Genomic DNA, 15,816 nt, shown 5'->3' on the forward strand with positions numbered 1-15,816 from the left:
TTGTCGGGGGGTTCCGGTACGGTCGGGCCGCTGTGCCTCCCCGCGGCCGGGCGTGTCCGCGCACACCCGGGGCGACCCGCCCCAGATCGGGGCGGATCAGCACGTTTGCCGTGGGAGGGGCCTCCGCGCGACCGGTCGTCGGGCCCTCACGGGTACGCCGGAAACGGTGCTCTCGAAGGGCGGCGGCCGACCCGGCACCGGTCAGATCCCGGTGCGGCGTTTACGAAAAAAGTCACACGCCCGAAACGCTTTCCGCCGTCCGGGGCGGCCGGATCCGGGACCCGGCTACAGCGTGGGCCGGCCCACCAGGGAGGCCACCACCCGCGAGAACTCCTCCAGACGGGCGATTTGTCCGGGTCCGCCGTCGTCCAGCGTCTTGCCGAAGCGCAGCGCGTCGTGGCGGATCGTCGTCCGCGACTCCGCCTCGTCCATGCCGGGCGGGGGAACCGCGTCGTCGACCGAGCTCAGCAGCAGGTAGACGTCGATGCTGTCGACCCGGGCCTGACCGTTGGAGGTGCGGGTCAGCCGGCGCCGGCAGCCCACCTCGGTGACCGTGGAGAGCGGCACCACCCGCAGCGAGGAGGTCATCGAGCCGACCGGCCCGTCGCCCGGGGCGACGTCCTCGCCGTGCCACAGCACCAGGCGGCTGCCGTCGCAGATGACGACCTCCTGCCAGACGCCGTTGACCTCGTTGACGAATCGCTCGAGCGTGAAGCAGAGCACCGACGCTCCCCGCAGCACCCCGAACAGGGCGTCCAGCGCCACCTCGGGATCGCGCAGGTAGGCCCGCGCGGCCGAGTCGAGATCCTGATAAGGCGACCAGTCGGGGAAGACCGCCGGCATCTCGTTGCTGCCACCGAACGGCGGAGAACTCATCGCGCCCACCCGATCCTCCCCGAGCCGTGCCACTGCCGAACTGGAAGCTACCCGAACGCCGCGCGCCGCGTCACATCGCCAGAGCCGGGCGGCCTCATTCCGTCGCTGAGCGGTCCCCGGCGGCCTCGTCCGGCGTATCCTCATCGATCTCGGCCGCGTCGAGCCCGGCCGCGGCGGCCAGAGCGGCCTGGGCCGCGCGCCTCAACGCGTACGCCTCGGCGCCCTTGCTGGGCTTGCGGCGCCTCGGCGGGGCGGTGACGCCGGGCGCGAGCTTGCGGGCCGAGACGAGGAACGCCGTGTGCGCGATCATGCGGTGGTCGGGCCGGACCGCCAGGCCCTCCGCGTGCCAGTCGCGGACCAGCGACTCCCAGGCCCGCGGCTCGGTCCAGCCGCCCCGCTCGCGCAGGGCCTCGACCAGCTCGGACAGCTGCGGCGTGGTGGCGACGTAGCCGACGAAGACGCCGCCGGGCAGCAGGGCCCGCTCGACCATGTCGAGCGCCTCCCAGGGCGTCAGCATGTCGAGGACGATCCGGTCGAAACCGGTCTCCGCGTTGCTCGCGACGTCCCCGGCGTGCAGGTGCCAGGCCGGGTGCGGTCCGCCGAAGAACGACTCCACGTTCTTGCGGGCGATCGCCGCGAAGTCGTCCCTCAACTCGTACGAGTGCAGCTCGCCGCTCGTGCCGACCGCGCGCAGCAGCGAGCAGGTCAGAGCGCCCGAGCCGACGCCGGCCTCGAGCACCTTGGCGCCCGGGAAGATGTCGCCCATCGCGACGATCTGCGCCGCGTCCTTGGGATAGATCACCTGGGCCCCGCGCGGCATCGACAGCACGTAGTCGCTGAGCAGCGGGCGCAGCGCCAGGTAGGCCGTGTTGCCGGTGGAGGTGACGACGCTGCCGTCGGGCAGGCCGATCAGGGCGTCGTGCTCGAGCGCGCCGCGGTGGGTGTGGTACGACTTGCCCGGCTCGAGCACGATCGTGTGCATCCGACCCTTGGGGTCGGTGAGCTGGACGCGGTCACCCGCCCGGAACGGCCCGCGGTGGGCGGGCTGCGATTCGTCGACGACGGTGGCAGGTGAAATGGTCACTACTTCTCTCTCTGCTTCACGGACGGTCCGGCACGGCGGGGCTCCAGCACCCGGGCGACGTCGCCCACGCGCAGAACTCCCACCACATCCTCGCCCGAGGTGACGACGTATTGCGCGGCAGGGTGCGCCTGCAACGCGCGCACGACCTGCTCGCCGGTGAGCCCCAGCGGCAGCGCGGGCACGGCGTCGCGCGAACGGGACACGCTGTCGACGGCCACCCACGGGCGCCGGTCGACCGGGACGCGCTCGGCGGCGACCGGATCGACCAGAGCCGTGAGGTTACCGGCCGAGTCCGACACGGCCAGCACCACGTCGGGTCGCGGGTCCTGCGAGCGGCGGCGCTGGGCCTCCCCGAGCGGGGTGCCGGCCGGCACGGTGAGCAGCGGCCGGGCCAGGCCGGCCAGGTCGACCAGCGGGAAACGGCGGGTCATCCGGGCCAGCCGGATCGACTGCCCGGCGCCCTGCCACAGCGTGAACACGACCAGCAGCACGAACAACAACCCGATCAGGGTGAGCGTGCCCAGGCGGTAGAACCAGAAGGCGGTCATGCCGGTGCCGAACGCGATGAGCCGCCCGGCCCAGCCGGCCGCCTCGGTGGCGCGGTCGCGGTCCTTGAGCATCGCCCACAGACCCGCGCGCAGCGCCCGCCCGCCGTCGAGCGGCAGACCCGGCAGCACGTTGAAGACGGCCACGAGGATGTTGCTGGCGGCCAGCTGGAACGCGATCTGGCCGGCCATCGTCCGGTCCGGCAGCGCGACGAACGCGGCCGTGGCGATCCCGCCGAGCAGCAGGCTCACGGCCGGGCCGGCCAGACTGACCAGGGCGTCGACCCGGGGCGTGGGCGCGTCCCGGTCCATCTCGGTCCAGCCGCCCAGCAGCTCCAGCGTGATGCCGCGGACCCCGATGCGGAAACGGCGGGCGGTCAGCGCGTGGCCCAGCTCGTGCAGCAGCACCGAGCCGAGCAGGCACACCACGAACCCGAAACCCACCAGGTACGCCACCGGGCCGGGCAGGTCGAGCTGACCCCGGACGTAGTTGCCGTAGACGACCGTCACCAGCACCGCGAGCAGGATCATCGACCCGTTGACGAAGATCGGGATGCCGAGCACGTGGCCCACCGGCCGGGCCGGGCGGCCCGTCCGCCGCCGCTGCCTCGCCCCGTTGCCGCCCGCCGCGCTGTCAGTCACGGCGTCGATGCTACGGAGTCGTCCTGGGAAGTCCCGGGGCGCGTTTTGTCGTACCCCTGCCCTAGCCTTTTCCCCATGACGGCACCGACGGTCTCCCCCACCGACCCTGCGGCTGACAGTGACTCAGCTGACAGCGACACTCCGGCTCCACACTCGGGGCCCTCGCTGTCGCCGTCGCGTGCGGCCGACTTCAAGACCTGCCCGCTGCTGTTCCGCTTCCGCACGGTCGATCGCCTCCCCGAGCAGCCCACCGCCGACCAGGTGCGCGGCACGCTGGTGCACGCCGTTCTCGAGGCCTTGTTCGACCTGCCCGCGGCCGACCGCACCCCCGCCGCCGCGGCGGCGCTGGTCGCCCCGTCGTGGGAGCGGCTGCTGGCCGAGGAACCGGCGCTGGCCGAGATCTTCGCCGCCGCCACCGGCGACCCGGCCCCACCCACGCTGCTCGACGCGGCCCCGGCCGGCGACCTGTTGGTCGACCCGGCTGCCGCCTCGGCCGAGATCGACGCGACCGGGGGCGTCACCGCGACCGCCGACGGGCACGCCCGGCTGGCCGCGTTCCTGTCCAGCGCCCAGGCCCTGCTGCCCGGCTACTTCGCCGTCGAGGACCCGCGCCGCCTCGAGCCCGCCGAGCGCGAGACGCTGGTGTCCACCCTGGTCGACGAGGAGCTGCTGATCCGCGGCTACATCGACCGGCTCGACGTGTCGCCGGCCGGCGACCTCCGCGTGGTCGACTACAAGACCGGCGGCGCGCCGCGCGAGGCCTTCGAGGGTCGCGCCCTGTTCCAGCTGAAGTTCTACGCCCTGGTGCTCTGGCGCACCCGTGGCGTCGTCCCCCGGGTGCTGCGCCTGGTCTACCTGAAAGACGCCGAGGCCTGCGACTACAGCCCCGACGCCGAGGAGCTGGAACGCTTCGAGCGCACGCTGGTGGCCCTGTCCGAGGCCATCGAGCGGGCGAAGCGTGAGCAGAACTTCCCGCCCAAGCCCAGCCGCCTCTGCGGCTGGTGCAGCCACCAGGCGCTGTGCCCGGCGTTCGGCGGCACACCCCCGCCCTACCCGGCCGCGCCCGGCGCCTCCGCCGATCCCCTGCCGGCCGGCCCGGCCGACGACGACCGCCTGGCCTGACCGCCCAGCCCGACCCCCTAGGGTTGCCGCCATGCCTTCCACGCGCGCCCGGGACGCCCGGTGACCGCACCGCGGCCCCTGCGGGTCCTGCTGGCCGACGCGGCGCCCCTGCAGCGCTCGGGCCTCCGCGCCGTGCTGACGGCAGCGCCGCACCGCGCGACCGCGCCGCCACCCGCCGGCGACGCGAGCATGCCGCCCGATGGCGACGCGGCAGCAGCCAGGACGCTGCCCGGCAGAGCCACGGAAACGGCCGGGATGCAGCTCGGCGACGATGCAGGGACGGCGGCCGGGACGTTCCGGGCCCGCAACTCCGAGGCGGGGACATCACACGGCGGCGGCCCGGCAGCTCACGGCGGCGGCCCGGCAGCTCACGGCGGCGGCCCGGCGGCTCACGGCGGCGGGTCGGCCGCATACGGTCGCGGTGCAGCGGCTCACGGCGGCAGCTCGGCAGCTCACGACGGCAGCTCGGCAGCCCACGGCGGCGGCCCGGCGGCTCACGGGGGTAGCTCGGCGGCGCACGGCGAGATCGTGGTGGCGGCCGAGACCGGTGACGGCGGCGAGGCGGTGGAACTGGCCCGGCGCCTGCTCCCCGACGTGCTGATCACCGACCTGACCCTGCCCCGCCTGGACGGGCTGGGCGTCACCCGCGCTGTCGTGGCGGCCGGCCTGCCGGTGCGCGTGCTGATCGTCACCGACCACGACACCGACGAGGACGTGCTCGCGGCGATCGCCGCCGGGGCGGCCGGTTACGTGTGCAAGGACGCGCCGGCCGACGAGCTCGTCGCCACCGTTCGCGCGATCGCCGCCGGCGGCGCGGTCGTCACCCCGATGGTGCTGGCCCGCATCCTGACCCGTGTCGCCGAGGCGCTGCCCGCCCCCGAGACCACCACGTCGTCCAAGCTGGACTCGCTGACCGAACGCGAGCGCGAGGTTCTCGTCCACGTGGCCCGCGGCCATTCGAACGCCGAGATCGCCGCGGCCCTGCAGGTCGGCGAGACAACCATCAAGACGCACGTCGGTCACGTCCTCACCAAGCTGCGCCTGCGCGACCGCACCCAGGCGGTGGTGCTCGCCTACGAGACCGGACTGGTCAAGCCGGGCGCCTGAAGCCGTGCGGTCGCTGCGAGGTCCGGCCCCCGAACCCGCAGACCACGCAGCCCGCAAACCACGCAACCCGCAGACCCCGCAGACCACACAGCCCGCCCTCCTCAGGGGGCTCCCCCGCTGTTCATTATCGCGGAAAGCCGCATGATCCTGCGGGTGAGGAGCGCCGGGCTGTGGACAACCGGGGACTGTGGACAACCGAGAACTGTCGACAACACCCGGCTGCCGACCCAGCGCCCGGGCCGGGGCGAAATCCCGGCTCGGGCGGGCGGCGATGGGCGGGCGGCGACAGTCAGTCGGACCGGCGGGGGTTCGGGGTGGGGCCCCGGCTCACCGGCCAGTCCGGCGGGGTGAACCGGCCGGCCCGCTTGCGACCGGCGGTGAGGCGGCGGCGTACGGAGCTTTCCAGGTTGAAGCGGTTGTCGGGGAGCATCAGGCGGCCTTCCTTTCGGCGGTGGCGCGGTGCAGGTGGATGTCGCCGCTGGCGGTGCGGACGGTCAGTTCGATGGTCGGGCCGTCGGTGGTCGGCGGGGCGACGCCCTGCTGGGTCAGGTCGGTGATGGTGCGGCCGGAGGCGGTGCTCACGTCGAGCCACACGCCCGCGCCGGGCTCGATGCCGACCTGGACGTCGCCGGACGCGGTCTTGATCAGGCTCTGGCCTTCGCGCAGCCGGCCGACCCGGATGTCGCCGGAGGCGGTGGAGGCGCGGAGCGCGCCGTCGATGCCGTCGAAGCTCAGGTCTCCGCTGGCCGACTTCGCCGCGACGTCACCGGTGACGTCGCCGACGCGTACGTCTCCGGAGGCGACGCTGACGCGCAGCGAGCCGCCGATGCGGCCGATGCGCAGGTCTCCGCTGGCGCTGTCCACACCGGCGTCACCGGCGGCCTCGTCGATCTGGACGTCGGCCGAGGCGACGTCCAGGGTGACCGTGTTCCAGTTGCCGGTGGCGGTCACGTCGGCCGAGGCGCTCTTGCCGGCCACCGAACTGCCCGCGGGCACCCGGACGGTGATGGCCAGCTTCGGGGTCCGGCGCAGCGACCACGACATGGTGCCGGACTCCCCGACGATCAGGGTGTCGCCCTCGAGCAGTACGGAAGTCTTGTCGGCGGCCTCGCGGGAGGTGTCCTTGCCGTCCATCGGCTCGACCGTGACCTGGATGTCGTCGCGGTCCTCGGCCGAGAGCCGGACGACTCCGTTGCGGGCGTGCAGCGCCACGGTGACGGGGGTGGGGTGCGGGAACTCGTACATGAGGGGTCTCTCTTCCTGCCGGATGAGGGCATGCGGATGAGGCTCGACCCTCACCGAGGGTCAAGGTCAAGCAGGGAGGGCGGGGGTCAGGCCTGGAAGTAGCCGGTCACCCGCTTCGGGTTACGGCCACCAGGCGAGCCACCGGGCGGGCCACCGGGCCGGCCACCGGAAAAGGGGAACGGGGGCGGTGCCGGCGCGTTGACCGCGGCGGTCACCGCGCGCACCAGCCATGCGTTGACCGAGATGCCCTCGGCTGCCGCCGTCTGTTCGACGTGGGTCTTCAGCGCTTCGGGCATCCGCAGGGTGAGCCGGGTCAGGTCGCCCGCGTCCGGTGGGAGCGGGGCGGCCGGCGGCGCCGGCGGGGTCGGCGGCGCCGGCGGCTCGGGGACGTGGTGGTTGACCACGAGGTCGGCCTCGCGGCCGCGCAGCCGCACCTCGACGCTGGCGTCAGGCAGCCGCGTGGTGATCTCGGCGGCGGCGTCGGACAGCGCCTCGAGCAGCGCCAGCCGGGCGGACGACTCGAGGGAGTGCCCGAGCAGTTCGGCGGCGCGGCTCGTCTCGGGGCCGGCCGGCGCCGCGGCGGCGGCGAGGTCCGCCCGGAGCGTTTCGAGGTACGGCGTCAGGTCCATGAGACCACTATGACGTCACTCATGACGTCAGTCAAGTGTCACACCGCAGTCACCATGACATCTCAGGGTGGACCCTGAGAGGCCCCTGGGTGCTCCCCGTACCCGAATCTCCGCGTTCCCGTACGCCCGTGGGCTGACGTCAACGCGCCGTCATACCGGAACACTGACCCCAGCAGAAACCACGACCAGGGGGCAGAGATGAACGGGACACAGGCCGCACGCGCCGACGACGTCTGGAAGGTGTACGGCAAGGGCGAAGCGCGCGTGGTGGCGTTGCGCGGCGTGAGCGCGAACTTCGAGCGCGGCAAGTTCACCGCCATCATGGGCCCGTCGGGCAGCGGCAAGTCCACCCTCATGCACTGCCTCGCCGGCCTCGACACGGTCACCCGTGGCACGGTGCACATCGGCGGCACCGAGGTCACCGGCCTCGGCGACAAGGCGCTCACCCGGCTGCGGCGCGACCGCGTCGGCTTCATCTTCCAGCAGTTCAACCTGCTGCCGACGCTCACCGCGGCCGAGAACATCCGGCTGCCGCTCGACATCGCCGGGAAGAAGCCCGACCCGCAGTGGTGGGACACGGTGATCGGCACGGTGGGCCTGGGCGACCGGCTCGGCCACCGGCCCAGCCAGCTCTCCGGCGGCCAGCAGCAGCGGGTGGCGTGCGCGCGGGCGCTGATGAGCCGGCCCGACGTCATCTTCGCCGACGAGCCGACCGGCAACCTGGACTCCAAGGCCGGGGCCGAGATCCTGTCGTTCCTGCGCAGCAGCGTGATGGAACACGGCCAGACGATCGTCATGGTCACCCACGACCCGGTCGCCGCCGGCTACACCGACCGGGTGGTCTTCCTGGCCGACGGTGAGATCGTCGCCGAGCTCGACAACCCGACCCCCGAGTCGGTGCTCGAGCAGATGAAGGCCGGGGAGGTGCTCGTCTGATGCTGCGCGCGACGCTGAAAAGCCTGCTGGCCCGCAAGCTGCGGCTGGTGCTGTCCGGGCTGGCGGTGGTGCTCGGGGTCATGTTCGTCGCCGGCGCGTTCGTCACCACCGACACGCTGGGGCGCACGTTCGACAACCTGTTCGCCGAGGGCTACGCGACGACCGACGTGGCCGTCAAGGCCAAGCCCAAGATCGCCGTGGCCGAGATGGACGGCGAGCAGGTCGACACGCCACTGCCGGCGTCGGTCGTGGCGACCGTCGGCCAGGTCCCGGGCGTGCGGGAGGCCATCGGCGTGGTCGCCACCGACGGCGCCCGGGTGATCGGCTCGGACGGCAAGGTGGTGACCAGCTTCGGTCCGCCGCGGATCGGTATGAACTGGGTCGGCACCGACGACATCATGGAGATGCGCCAGGGCCGCGGGCCTGGCCAGGACACCGAGATTGCGGTCAACGAGGCGGTCGCGAAGGCCGCCGGGCTCAAGGTCGGCGACCGGGTGGGCGTGCTGACCCAGCTGCCGAAGGAGACGTTCACGCTGGTCGGGGTGTGGGGCTACACCGACGGCCGGGACAGCATCGGCGGCGTGCAGGAGGTCGCCTTCACCGAACCGGTCGCGCAGCGCTCGATGCTGGGCCGGACCGGCGTCTTCAACCAGGTCACCGTGCGCGTCGACGACGGCGCCGAGCCCGCCGACGTACGGGACCGGATCGCCGCCCAGGTCGGCGCGGGCTACGACGTCAAGACGGGTGAGCAGCTGGCCGCCGAGAGCTCGGCGCAGTTCAAGGAGGCGCTCGGCTTCTTCAACAACATCCTGCTGGGCTTCGCCGGCGTGGCTCTGTTCGTCGGCACGTTCCTGATCCTCAACACGTTCTCGATCATCGTGGCCCAGCGGACCCGCGAGCTGGCGCTGATGCGCGCGCTCGGCGCCGGCCGCCGTCAGGTGATCAATTCCGTCCTGGTCGAGGCGCTCGTGATCGGGCTGATCGCCGCGGTGCTCGGTCTGGGCGCCGGGGTCGGCGTGGGGGCGCTGCTGGTCACCCTGTTCGGCTCGATGAGCGGGGGGCTCGACCCGGCGCCGGTGGGCGTCCCGCTCGCCGCGATCCTCAGCTCGCTGATCGTCGGCGTGGTCGTCACCGTCGTCGCGGCCGTGCTGCCGGCGTTGCGCGCCGCCCGGATCGCCCCCATCGCCGCGATGCAGGAGGTGTCCACCCCGGACCGGCCGCTGACCCGGGTCACCGTCACCGGCGCCGTGATCGGCGCGGCCGGCGCCACCATGCTCGGGGTCGGTCTGTACGGGACGAGTTCGCTGTGGCTGATCCTCGGCGGCGTGCTGGTGACGTTCATCGGCGTCGCGCTGCTCACCCCGCTCATCTCCAAGCCGGTCGTGTCCGGGCTGGGCCGGCTGTTCTCGTGGTCGGTGCCGGGGCGGCTGGGCCGGCTCAACTCGGGGCGCAACCCCCGGCGTACGGCGATCACCGCGGCCGCCCTGATGGTCGGCATCGCCCTGGTCACGGGGGTGACCGTGGTGATGGACTCGGCCAAGTCGAGCCTGGCCGCCCAGGCCGAGAGCACGGTCAAGGCCGAGATCGTGATCGGCGGCGAGCAGAACGGGCCGCGGCCACCGACCTTCGATCCGGCCGTGCTGGCCGAGACGGCCGCGGTGCCCGGAGTGCGGGCCGCCGCGGGCGTGTGGAACGACCAGGCGCTGATCGACGGCGAACGCACCTACGTCAACGCCACCGACAACCTCGCCCGGCTCGCCGAGGCGTACGGGTCGACGCCCTTGCCGGCTCTGCGGCCCGACCAGATGGCGGTGAGCACGCAGGAGGCGGCCGGCCACGGCTGGACGGTCGGCAGCGTGCTGACGGTGCAACTGGCCCGGGGCGCGGAACATCGCTACACGATCGCCGCGACCTACGACGAGGACGCCATGCCGGGCAGCTACCTGCTGCCGCCGGCCGCGACCCGGGAGTTCGGGCTGACCCAGCCGATCCTGGGCTTCGTGCGGCTCGCCGACGGCGCCACCGTGGCCCAGGTGCTGCCGCAGATCAAGGCGCTGGTGGCCGACAGCCCGGAGGTCAACGCCACCGACCGCAGCAGCTACATCAACCAGCAGGCGGGCGACTTCGACACCGTCATCACGATGGTGCAGGTGCTGCTCGGCCTGGCGATCCTCATCGCGGTGCTCGGCGTGGTCAACACGCTCGCGCTGTCGGTGCTGGAACGCACCCGCGAGCTGGGCCTGTTGCGGGCCGTCGGCCTGGGCCGCGCCCAGACGATGCGCATGGTGACGGTCGAAGCCGTGGTGATCTCGGTCTTCGGCGCGCTGCTGGGCGTCGTCGTGGGCGCGGGCCTGGGCGCCGCGGTGGTGCGGGCCCTGGAGAGCGACGGCATCACCGATCTGGTGCTGCCGTGGGCGCAGATGGGCCTCTACCTCGGCCTGGCCGCCGTGGTCGGCGTCCTGGCCGCCGTGCTGCCTTCGATCAAGGCCGCCCGGCTCAACGTTCTGGCTGCAATAGCCCACGATTGACGAGCAGACCGGCCAGATATTCGGGGTCCACGCCCACCAGCGAGGTGCGGAGGTGGACCCCGTCGGTCGGCGGCAGCTCCAGCTCGGACGGGACCGCCAGCACGGCCGCGCCCGAGGCCAGGGCGCTGGACACGCCGGTCGGCGAGTCCTCGATCGCGACGCAGTCCTCGATGGCGACGCCGAGCAGCTTGGCCGCCGCCCGGTAGGGCTCGGGGTCGGGCTTGGGCATGGTGACCTCGTCGCCGCAGACGATGACGTCGAAGTTGTCCCGGCCGATCGTCTCGAGGGCGACGTCGACGAGCCGGCGGCCGGTCGAGGTGACCAGCGCCGTCGGCAGGCCGGCGAACCGGACGGCGTGCAGCAGCGCCTGGGCGCCAGGCCGCCACACCAGCCCGTCGCCGAACAGCTCGAAGACGCGAGTGGTCAGCCACTCGACGTCGGGCGCCTCGGGGCGGTCGGGCTGACCCAGGTCGTCACGCAGGATCCGCATGCTGTTCGCCATGCTGCTGCCGATCATGGCGTGGCGGGCGGCCGGGGACAGCGTGCCCCCGGCCCGGGCGGCCAGCTCGTGCAGGGCGATCTCCCACACTTTCTCGCTGTCAACCAGCGTTCCGTCCATGTCGAAGAGCACCGCGGCCGGTCGTCGGGCGTTCAGGATGAGCCTCCATCGTCAAGGTGGGTGTCGCAGCCATTGTCCCCCGCGGGATCGGTACCGGGCCGCCGTTACCTCCATCACTGTCCCGGCCGGGGCGGGGCGGCGTACCTTCGGCGGCAGGAAGCCGACGTGAGTGAGGTCCCCGCTGAACCCCGAAGCCGTCACCCTCAACACGCCGCGCCCGCTACGGCGGTCCCTGCTCGGGCAACGCTGGGCCGACCTGGCCTTCCTGCACTGGCCGGTCGATCCCGCGCTGGTCGCGCCGCTGCTGCCGGTCGGCACGACGCCGGACACCCTCGACGGTCTCACCTACGTCGGGCTGATCGGCTTCCGCATGGAGGGCGTCGGCTTCCTGGGCGGTCCGGGCGTGCCCTACCTGGGCACGTTCGCCGAGACCAACGTGCGGCTCTACAGCGTCGACGAGCAGGGCCGCCGCGGCGTCGTGTTCCGCTCGCTGGAGGCCGAGCGCCTCATCCCGGTGATCGCCGCACGGTTGTCGCTGCGCCTGCCGTACATGTGGGCGCGCATGCGGATCACCCGGGCCGGTGACGTCCTGACGTACACGTCGCGCCGTCGCTGGCCCGGCCCGCGCACCGCGACGAGCGAGCTGTCGATCCGGGTGGGCGGCCCGGTGGACGAGCCGACGCCGCTCGAGCAGTTCGTCACCGCCCGCTGGGGCCTGCACACCTCGGCGTGGGGCGGCACGCGCCATCTCGCCAACGAGCACCCGAGCTGGCCGTTGCGACGCGCCGAGCTGCTGTCGCTCTCCGACACCCTGATCGGCGCGGCCGGTCTCCCCCAGCCGTCCGATCCCCCGGTGAGCGTCCTGTACTCGCCGGGCGTCGCGGTGGGGTTCGGCCGGACCCACATATTGGCCCCCACCTAGCCTCTAGCCTGGGGAAATGAGCGTCACGCAGCTGATCTACCGCAGCCGCAAGAACAGCCTGCCACCGAACGGGATCTTCGAGATCCGTGACGAGGCCCGGCGCAAGAACGTGGATCGCGACATCACCGGCGTGCTGCTGTTCAACCGCGACTACTTCCTGCAGTGCCTGGAGGGCGACGCGGAGAAGATCACCCGGACGTTCCGGACGATCAGCGACGACCCCCGGCACCGCGAGATCGCGCTGATCGCGGTGCACGACGTGCCCGAGCGAACCTTCCCGGACTGGTCGATGGGCCTGGTCGACAGCACCTCGCCGGAGCTCAAGGTCGCCCTGCGCGACGTGCTGCCCGGGTTCGAGTTCACCCCGGCCGCGCTGAACGCCGAGACGGCCACCACCCTGATGCGGCGGATGCGCGATCTGCGACGCGCCTACTGAACCGTGCTCGGCTGCCCTCAGGGGATCAGGGCGGCGGTGTACTGGTCGGCCACGCCGGCCGGGTCGGCGAGCTCGGGGCCGGCCGCGGTGAGGCCGAAGTCGACCACGTCGGCGCCGAGCTCGCGCAGCAGCCGGGCCAGGAACGCCTCGGCCGTGTCGGCCTGCGACTGCACCTCGGCGGTGACCACCGGCACGGCCAGCACGCCGGCCAGCGCGTTGGCCGGCAGCTGGTCGAGCAGCACCTTGAGCGCGCCCGAGAAGGTGCCGCGATAGGTCGGGGTCGCGACGATCAGCACCGCGGCGTCCTGCACCTCCAGCAGGGCCGCCCCGGTGGCGCCGTCGGCCGGGGTGAGCAGGCCGGGGCCGAGCTCGGCGACGTCGACGGTGACGAACGCCGCGTCGCCGCGGCTCCGCGCTATCCGCTCCCCCAGGGCCGCGGCCAGCCGCAGGGTTCGCGACCCGGGGCTCGGGTGACCGGAGACGACAACCACGTCCGGCATAGGGCGCCTCCTCAGAGCAATCGTCTCCCGTCATCATCGGGCGCAGCCTCGAAGATTGCCATACGTCGAACGATTGACTACTTTCAGCTACCGTTGAGGACAACGACCTTCCCGCTGACGCGGTTCTCCTCGATGTCGCGGTGGGCGTCGCGGATCCGGTCGAACGGGTACACCGTCACCGGGCCCAGCTTGAGCGTGCCGGCGGCCAGGCGGTCGAGCGCGTCCTGCAGGACGTGTTGCGGCAGGTCGGCCGCGTCTCCGCTGTACGCGGTGAGGCGTACACCGGTGGGCAGATAGTCGATGGGGTAGAAGTCGGGGATCGTCCACTGGTCGGAGAGCATCCCGGCGAAGCAGACCGTGCCGTGCACGCGGGTCGCGGCCAGCGTGTCGCGCAGCGTCGGCGTGCCGACGAGTTCCAGGGCGGCGTCGACCCCGGCCGGCACGACCGCGCGCACCCGGGCGGCGACCGCGCCGTCGTCGAGGACCGGGTGGTCGACGCCGTTGGCCGCGAGCCCGGCCAGGCGGTCGGGCCGGCGGGTGGTGGCCAGCACGGTGGCGCCCAGGTCACGGGCCAGGGCGGCGGTGGCGTAGCCCAGGGCCGAGGTGCCGCCCCGGATGAGCAGCGTCTGCCCGGCGCGCAGGTCGAGGCCGGCGGTCAGGGTCCCGTACGCGGTCTGGAGGGTCTCGGGAACGCCGCCGATCACCTGCCACGGCAGGCCGGAGCGGAACGGGACCACCTGCGAGCGCGGCACCACGGTGTAGTCGGCGTAGCCACCGTCGAAGGTGCGGCCCATCCCGCCCATCATCGCGGCGACCTGCTGTCCCGGGACGAGGTCGGTGCCCGGCGCGGCATCGACGACGCCGACCGCCTCGATGCCGGGCACGACCGGCAGGACGGCGCCGTCGGCGTACCCGAGGCGCAGGTGAAGCTCGGAACGGTTCAGGCCGAACGCCCTGACCCGGATGCGCACCTGGCCCGGACCCGGGGACGGCAGGGGCAGGTCACGGATCTGGAGGTTCTCGACGGGGCCGGGCTCGGTAAGGACGATCGCTCTCATGCCCCGGGAAACAACATTCCATGGAATCTAATTCCACGGAAGGTAAATTGGTCCCGTGACGCGACGGGTGCACTGGCTGAACGATCTGATCCGGCTCGAGATCCTGCTCTGGGACCACGTCGACGCCCGCCTCAAGCGGGAGCACGACCTGCCGCTCGCGTTCTTCGAGGCGCTGCTGGCGCTGGCCGGCGGGGACACGCTGCGGGTCGGCGACCTCGCCCGGGGGCTGCGCATCACCGTCGGTGGAGCCAGCAAACTGGCCGATCGTGTCCGCGCGGCCGGCCTGATCGAACGTACCGCCGACCCGGCCGACCGGCGGGCCAGCCTGATCACCCTGACGGCCGAGGGCCGCGCCCGCCTGGCCGCCGCCACGGTCACCTATGACGCCGCCGTGGCCGAAAGACTCGACGGAGTCCTCAACGACGCCGAGCAGCGGTCGATGCACGACATGGTCCGCCGGCTCCTCGCAGACAGCGCACAGCGATCGCACAGCTGAGCGACGCACAGTAGAGGGGTCGTTCCTTCGGGTACTGGAGGTATCCCTTGATCCTGGCCCTCGTGGACCTGGTTCTCCTGCTCGTGCAGCTGTTGCTGGTCGCCCGGGCCCTGCTCGACTGGAGCACCGTGCTGGCCGGGCCCGCCCAGGCCGGCGGCTTCCGGTCGAAGCTGATGTCCGGCGTCTACACCGTCACGGAGCCGATCCTCGCCCCCGTACGCCGGGTCGTCCCGCCGCTGCGCATCGGCGGCGCGGCGATCGATCTGGCCTTCCTCATCGTCTTCTTCGCCATCGTGGTGCTGCGGGCCATCATCTGAGCCGGGCCACCCCCGTCAGCGGTGCCGCACCCACAGGTTCTCCTCGACGTAGACCCCGCGGTCCTGCTCCACGTCGACGTGCACGAGGTTGAGCGCGCCCGGCACGACGTAGTCGCGGGTCACCGGGAACAGCATCCCGGTCCACTGCTCCCACTCGGCCACGGTCCCGGCGATCACCATCGAGCGCCGGGCCGGGCCGAGCACGGTCGCACCCATGCGCTGGTGGGTCCGGATCCACGGGTCGATCGACAGCCCGTCGGGCCGGGCCCACGTCGCGTACTCGGCCATCGGGACGGTCGGGTAACGGTCCTTCCACGTCGGCCGCAGGGGGGCCACGACGTGCGCCAGCCCGTCGGCGCCGGCCCGCTGCTCGAGCTCCTCGAGGACGGCGCCGGCCAGCCCGCGCCGGTCGTGAGCCGCCCCCACCGCCGCCGCCATGAAGCACAGCGTGGTCGGCGGCAGGCCGACCTCGTGCCCCTCGACCGCCCGGACCAGAGCGTCGTCGTACCCGCCCGGCAGGTCGTCGAACGAGCCGTCCCAGGCGATCGGCACACCCCAGCCACCGGCCAGCACCGCGCCCTCGTCGTCGAGCGCGACCACGTCGAAGCGCCCGAACCAGCGCTGCGCCCGGGGCAGATACCGCTTGGGGACGTGGTCGTGAAAGATGAACTCCGGCCAGCGTTCGCGGAAGACCTCGGCCGCCCGCTCGTCGAGGTCGGGCCGCTCGGCGCGGGTGACGATCTGCACACCGCGC

General features: G+C 72.8%; 18 protein-coding genes. 8 read left to right on the forward strand and 10 right to left on the reverse strand.

All coding sequences use genetic code 11. The features are described 5' to 3' along the window. Positions 1-285: 285 nt before the first annotated feature. From HJC40_RS24665 to HJC40_RS24675, 3 genes are all read right to left on the reverse strand, one after another. Positions 286-876 (reverse strand): hypothetical protein, encoded by a 591-nt coding sequence (locus HJC40_RS24665; protein WP_250003933.1) that lies wholly within the window; start codon positions 874-876, stop codon positions 286-288. 94 nt (positions 877-970) lie between these two features. Next, positions 971-1,960, reverse strand: a complete 990-nt coding sequence (locus HJC40_RS24670) for a tRNA (adenine-N1)-methyltransferase (protein WP_374272631.1) — start codon at positions 1,958-1,960, stop codon at positions 971-973. Further along, positions 1,960-3,036, reverse strand: a complete 1,077-nt coding sequence (locus HJC40_RS24675) for a site-2 protease family protein (protein WP_250004488.1) — start codon at positions 3,034-3,036, stop codon at positions 1,960-1,962. The genes HJC40_RS24670 and HJC40_RS24675 overlap by 1 nt, the downstream gene beginning before the upstream one ends. 186 nt (positions 3,037-3,222) lie before the next feature. Here HJC40_RS24675 and HJC40_RS24680 point away from each other — a divergent pair, with 186 nt between their 5' ends. Both HJC40_RS24680 and HJC40_RS46665 read left to right on the forward strand, forming a co-directional pair. After that, positions 3,223-4,269 carry a PD-(D/E)XK nuclease family protein gene (locus tag HJC40_RS24680; protein ID WP_250003935.1) on the forward strand — a complete coding sequence of 349 codons (1,047 nt, stop codon included), beginning with the start codon at positions 3,223-3,225 and terminating at the stop codon, positions 4,267-4,269. A 60-nt stretch (positions 4,270-4,329) separates the two neighbouring features. Continuing rightward, entirely contained in the window at positions 4,330-5,376 is a 1,047-nt protein-coding gene (locus HJC40_RS46665; RefSeq protein ID WP_374272633.1) for a LuxR C-terminal-related transcriptional regulator, read from the forward strand. Between the two features lie 289 nt (positions 5,377-5,665). On the opposite strand, the gene HJC40_RS24690 is transcribed toward HJC40_RS46665, so the two are convergent. The 3 genes from HJC40_RS24690 to HJC40_RS24700 form a co-directional block, all read right to left on the reverse strand. After that, positions 5,666-5,806: a hypothetical protein gene (locus HJC40_RS24690; RefSeq protein WP_250003937.1), complete on the reverse strand. Its 141-nt coding sequence runs from the start codon at positions 5,804-5,806 to the stop codon at positions 5,666-5,668. Beyond that, complete coding sequence (locus HJC40_RS24695; protein WP_250003938.1) at positions 5,806-6,621, reverse strand: DUF4097 family beta strand repeat-containing protein; 816 nt, start codon at positions 6,619-6,621, stop codon at positions 5,806-5,808. The genes HJC40_RS24690 and HJC40_RS24695 overlap by 1 nt, the downstream gene beginning before the upstream one ends. A gap of 86 nt (positions 6,622-6,707) precedes the next feature. After that, entirely contained in the window at positions 6,708-7,250 is a 543-nt protein-coding gene (locus HJC40_RS24700) for a hypothetical protein (RefSeq protein WP_250003940.1), read from the reverse strand. A gap of 198 nt (positions 7,251-7,448) precedes the next feature. On the opposite strand from HJC40_RS24700, the gene HJC40_RS24705 reads away from it, so the two are divergent. Together HJC40_RS24705 and HJC40_RS24710 are read left to right on the forward strand one after the other, a co-directional pair. Continuing rightward, positions 7,449-8,186, forward strand: a complete 738-nt coding sequence (locus tag HJC40_RS24705) for an ABC transporter ATP-binding protein (RefSeq protein ID WP_250003942.1) — start codon at positions 7,449-7,451, stop codon at positions 8,184-8,186. Beyond that, positions 8,186-10,714 carry an ABC transporter permease gene (locus HJC40_RS24710; RefSeq protein WP_250003944.1) on the forward strand — a complete coding sequence of 843 codons (2,529 nt, stop codon included), beginning with the start codon at positions 8,186-8,188 and terminating at the stop codon, positions 10,712-10,714. The genes HJC40_RS24705 and HJC40_RS24710 overlap by 1 nt, the downstream gene beginning before the upstream one ends. On the opposite strand, the gene HJC40_RS24715 is transcribed toward HJC40_RS24710, so the two are convergent. After that, entirely contained in the window at positions 10,683-11,345 is a 663-nt protein-coding gene (locus tag HJC40_RS24715; protein ID WP_250003946.1) for an HAD family phosphatase, read from the reverse strand. The genes HJC40_RS24710 and HJC40_RS24715 overlap by 32 nt on opposite strands. Before the next feature lie 157 nt (positions 11,346-11,502). Here HJC40_RS24715 and HJC40_RS24720 point away from each other — a divergent pair, with 157 nt between their 5' ends. After that, positions 11,503-12,255, forward strand: a complete 753-nt coding sequence (locus HJC40_RS24720; RefSeq protein WP_374272637.1) for a YqjF family protein — start codon at positions 11,503-11,505, stop codon at positions 12,253-12,255. Positions 12,256-12,271: 16 nt separating this feature from the next. Next, positions 12,272-12,691, forward strand: coding sequence for a BLUF domain-containing protein (locus tag HJC40_RS24725; protein WP_250003948.1), 420 nt, complete (start codon positions 12,272-12,274; stop codon positions 12,689-12,691). A 17-nt stretch (positions 12,692-12,708) separates the two neighbouring features. Here the strand turns inward: HJC40_RS24725 and HJC40_RS24730 are convergent, their stop codons facing one another. Together HJC40_RS24730 and HJC40_RS24735 are read right to left on the reverse strand one after the other, a co-directional pair. After that, the gene (locus HJC40_RS24730; protein ID WP_250003950.1) at positions 12,709-13,191 is read right to left on the reverse strand and encodes an NADPH-dependent FMN reductase; all 483 of its coding nucleotides are present in this window, start codon (positions 13,189-13,191) and stop codon (positions 12,709-12,711) included. 83 nt (positions 13,192-13,274) lie between these two features. Next, positions 13,275-14,249, reverse strand: coding sequence for a zinc-binding dehydrogenase (locus tag HJC40_RS24735; RefSeq protein ID WP_250003952.1), 975 nt, complete (start codon positions 14,247-14,249; stop codon positions 13,275-13,277). A 55-nt stretch (positions 14,250-14,304) separates the two neighbouring features. On the opposite strand from HJC40_RS24735, the gene HJC40_RS24740 reads away from it, so the two are divergent. Both HJC40_RS24740 and HJC40_RS24745 read left to right on the forward strand, forming a co-directional pair. After that, complete coding sequence (locus HJC40_RS24740) at positions 14,305-14,745, forward strand: MarR family winged helix-turn-helix transcriptional regulator (RefSeq protein ID WP_250003954.1); 441 nt, start codon at positions 14,305-14,307, stop codon at positions 14,743-14,745. Between the two features lie 62 nt (positions 14,746-14,807). Next, the gene (locus HJC40_RS24745) at positions 14,808-15,062 is read left to right on the forward strand and encodes a YggT family protein (protein WP_250003956.1); all 255 of its coding nucleotides are present in this window, start codon (positions 14,808-14,810) and stop codon (positions 15,060-15,062) included. 15 nt (positions 15,063-15,077) lie between these two features. On the opposite strand, the gene HJC40_RS24750 is transcribed toward HJC40_RS24745, so the two are convergent. Continuing rightward, positions 15,078-15,809, reverse strand: coding sequence for a hypothetical protein (locus HJC40_RS24750; protein WP_250003958.1), 732 nt, complete (start codon positions 15,807-15,809; stop codon positions 15,078-15,080). Positions 15,810-15,816: the final 7 nt, after the last annotated feature.

The sequence above is a fragment of the Actinoplanes sp. M2I2 genome, from assembly GCF_023544445.1.
Classification (GTDB): domain Bacteria; phylum Actinomycetota; class Actinomycetes; order Mycobacteriales; family Micromonosporaceae; genus Actinoplanes.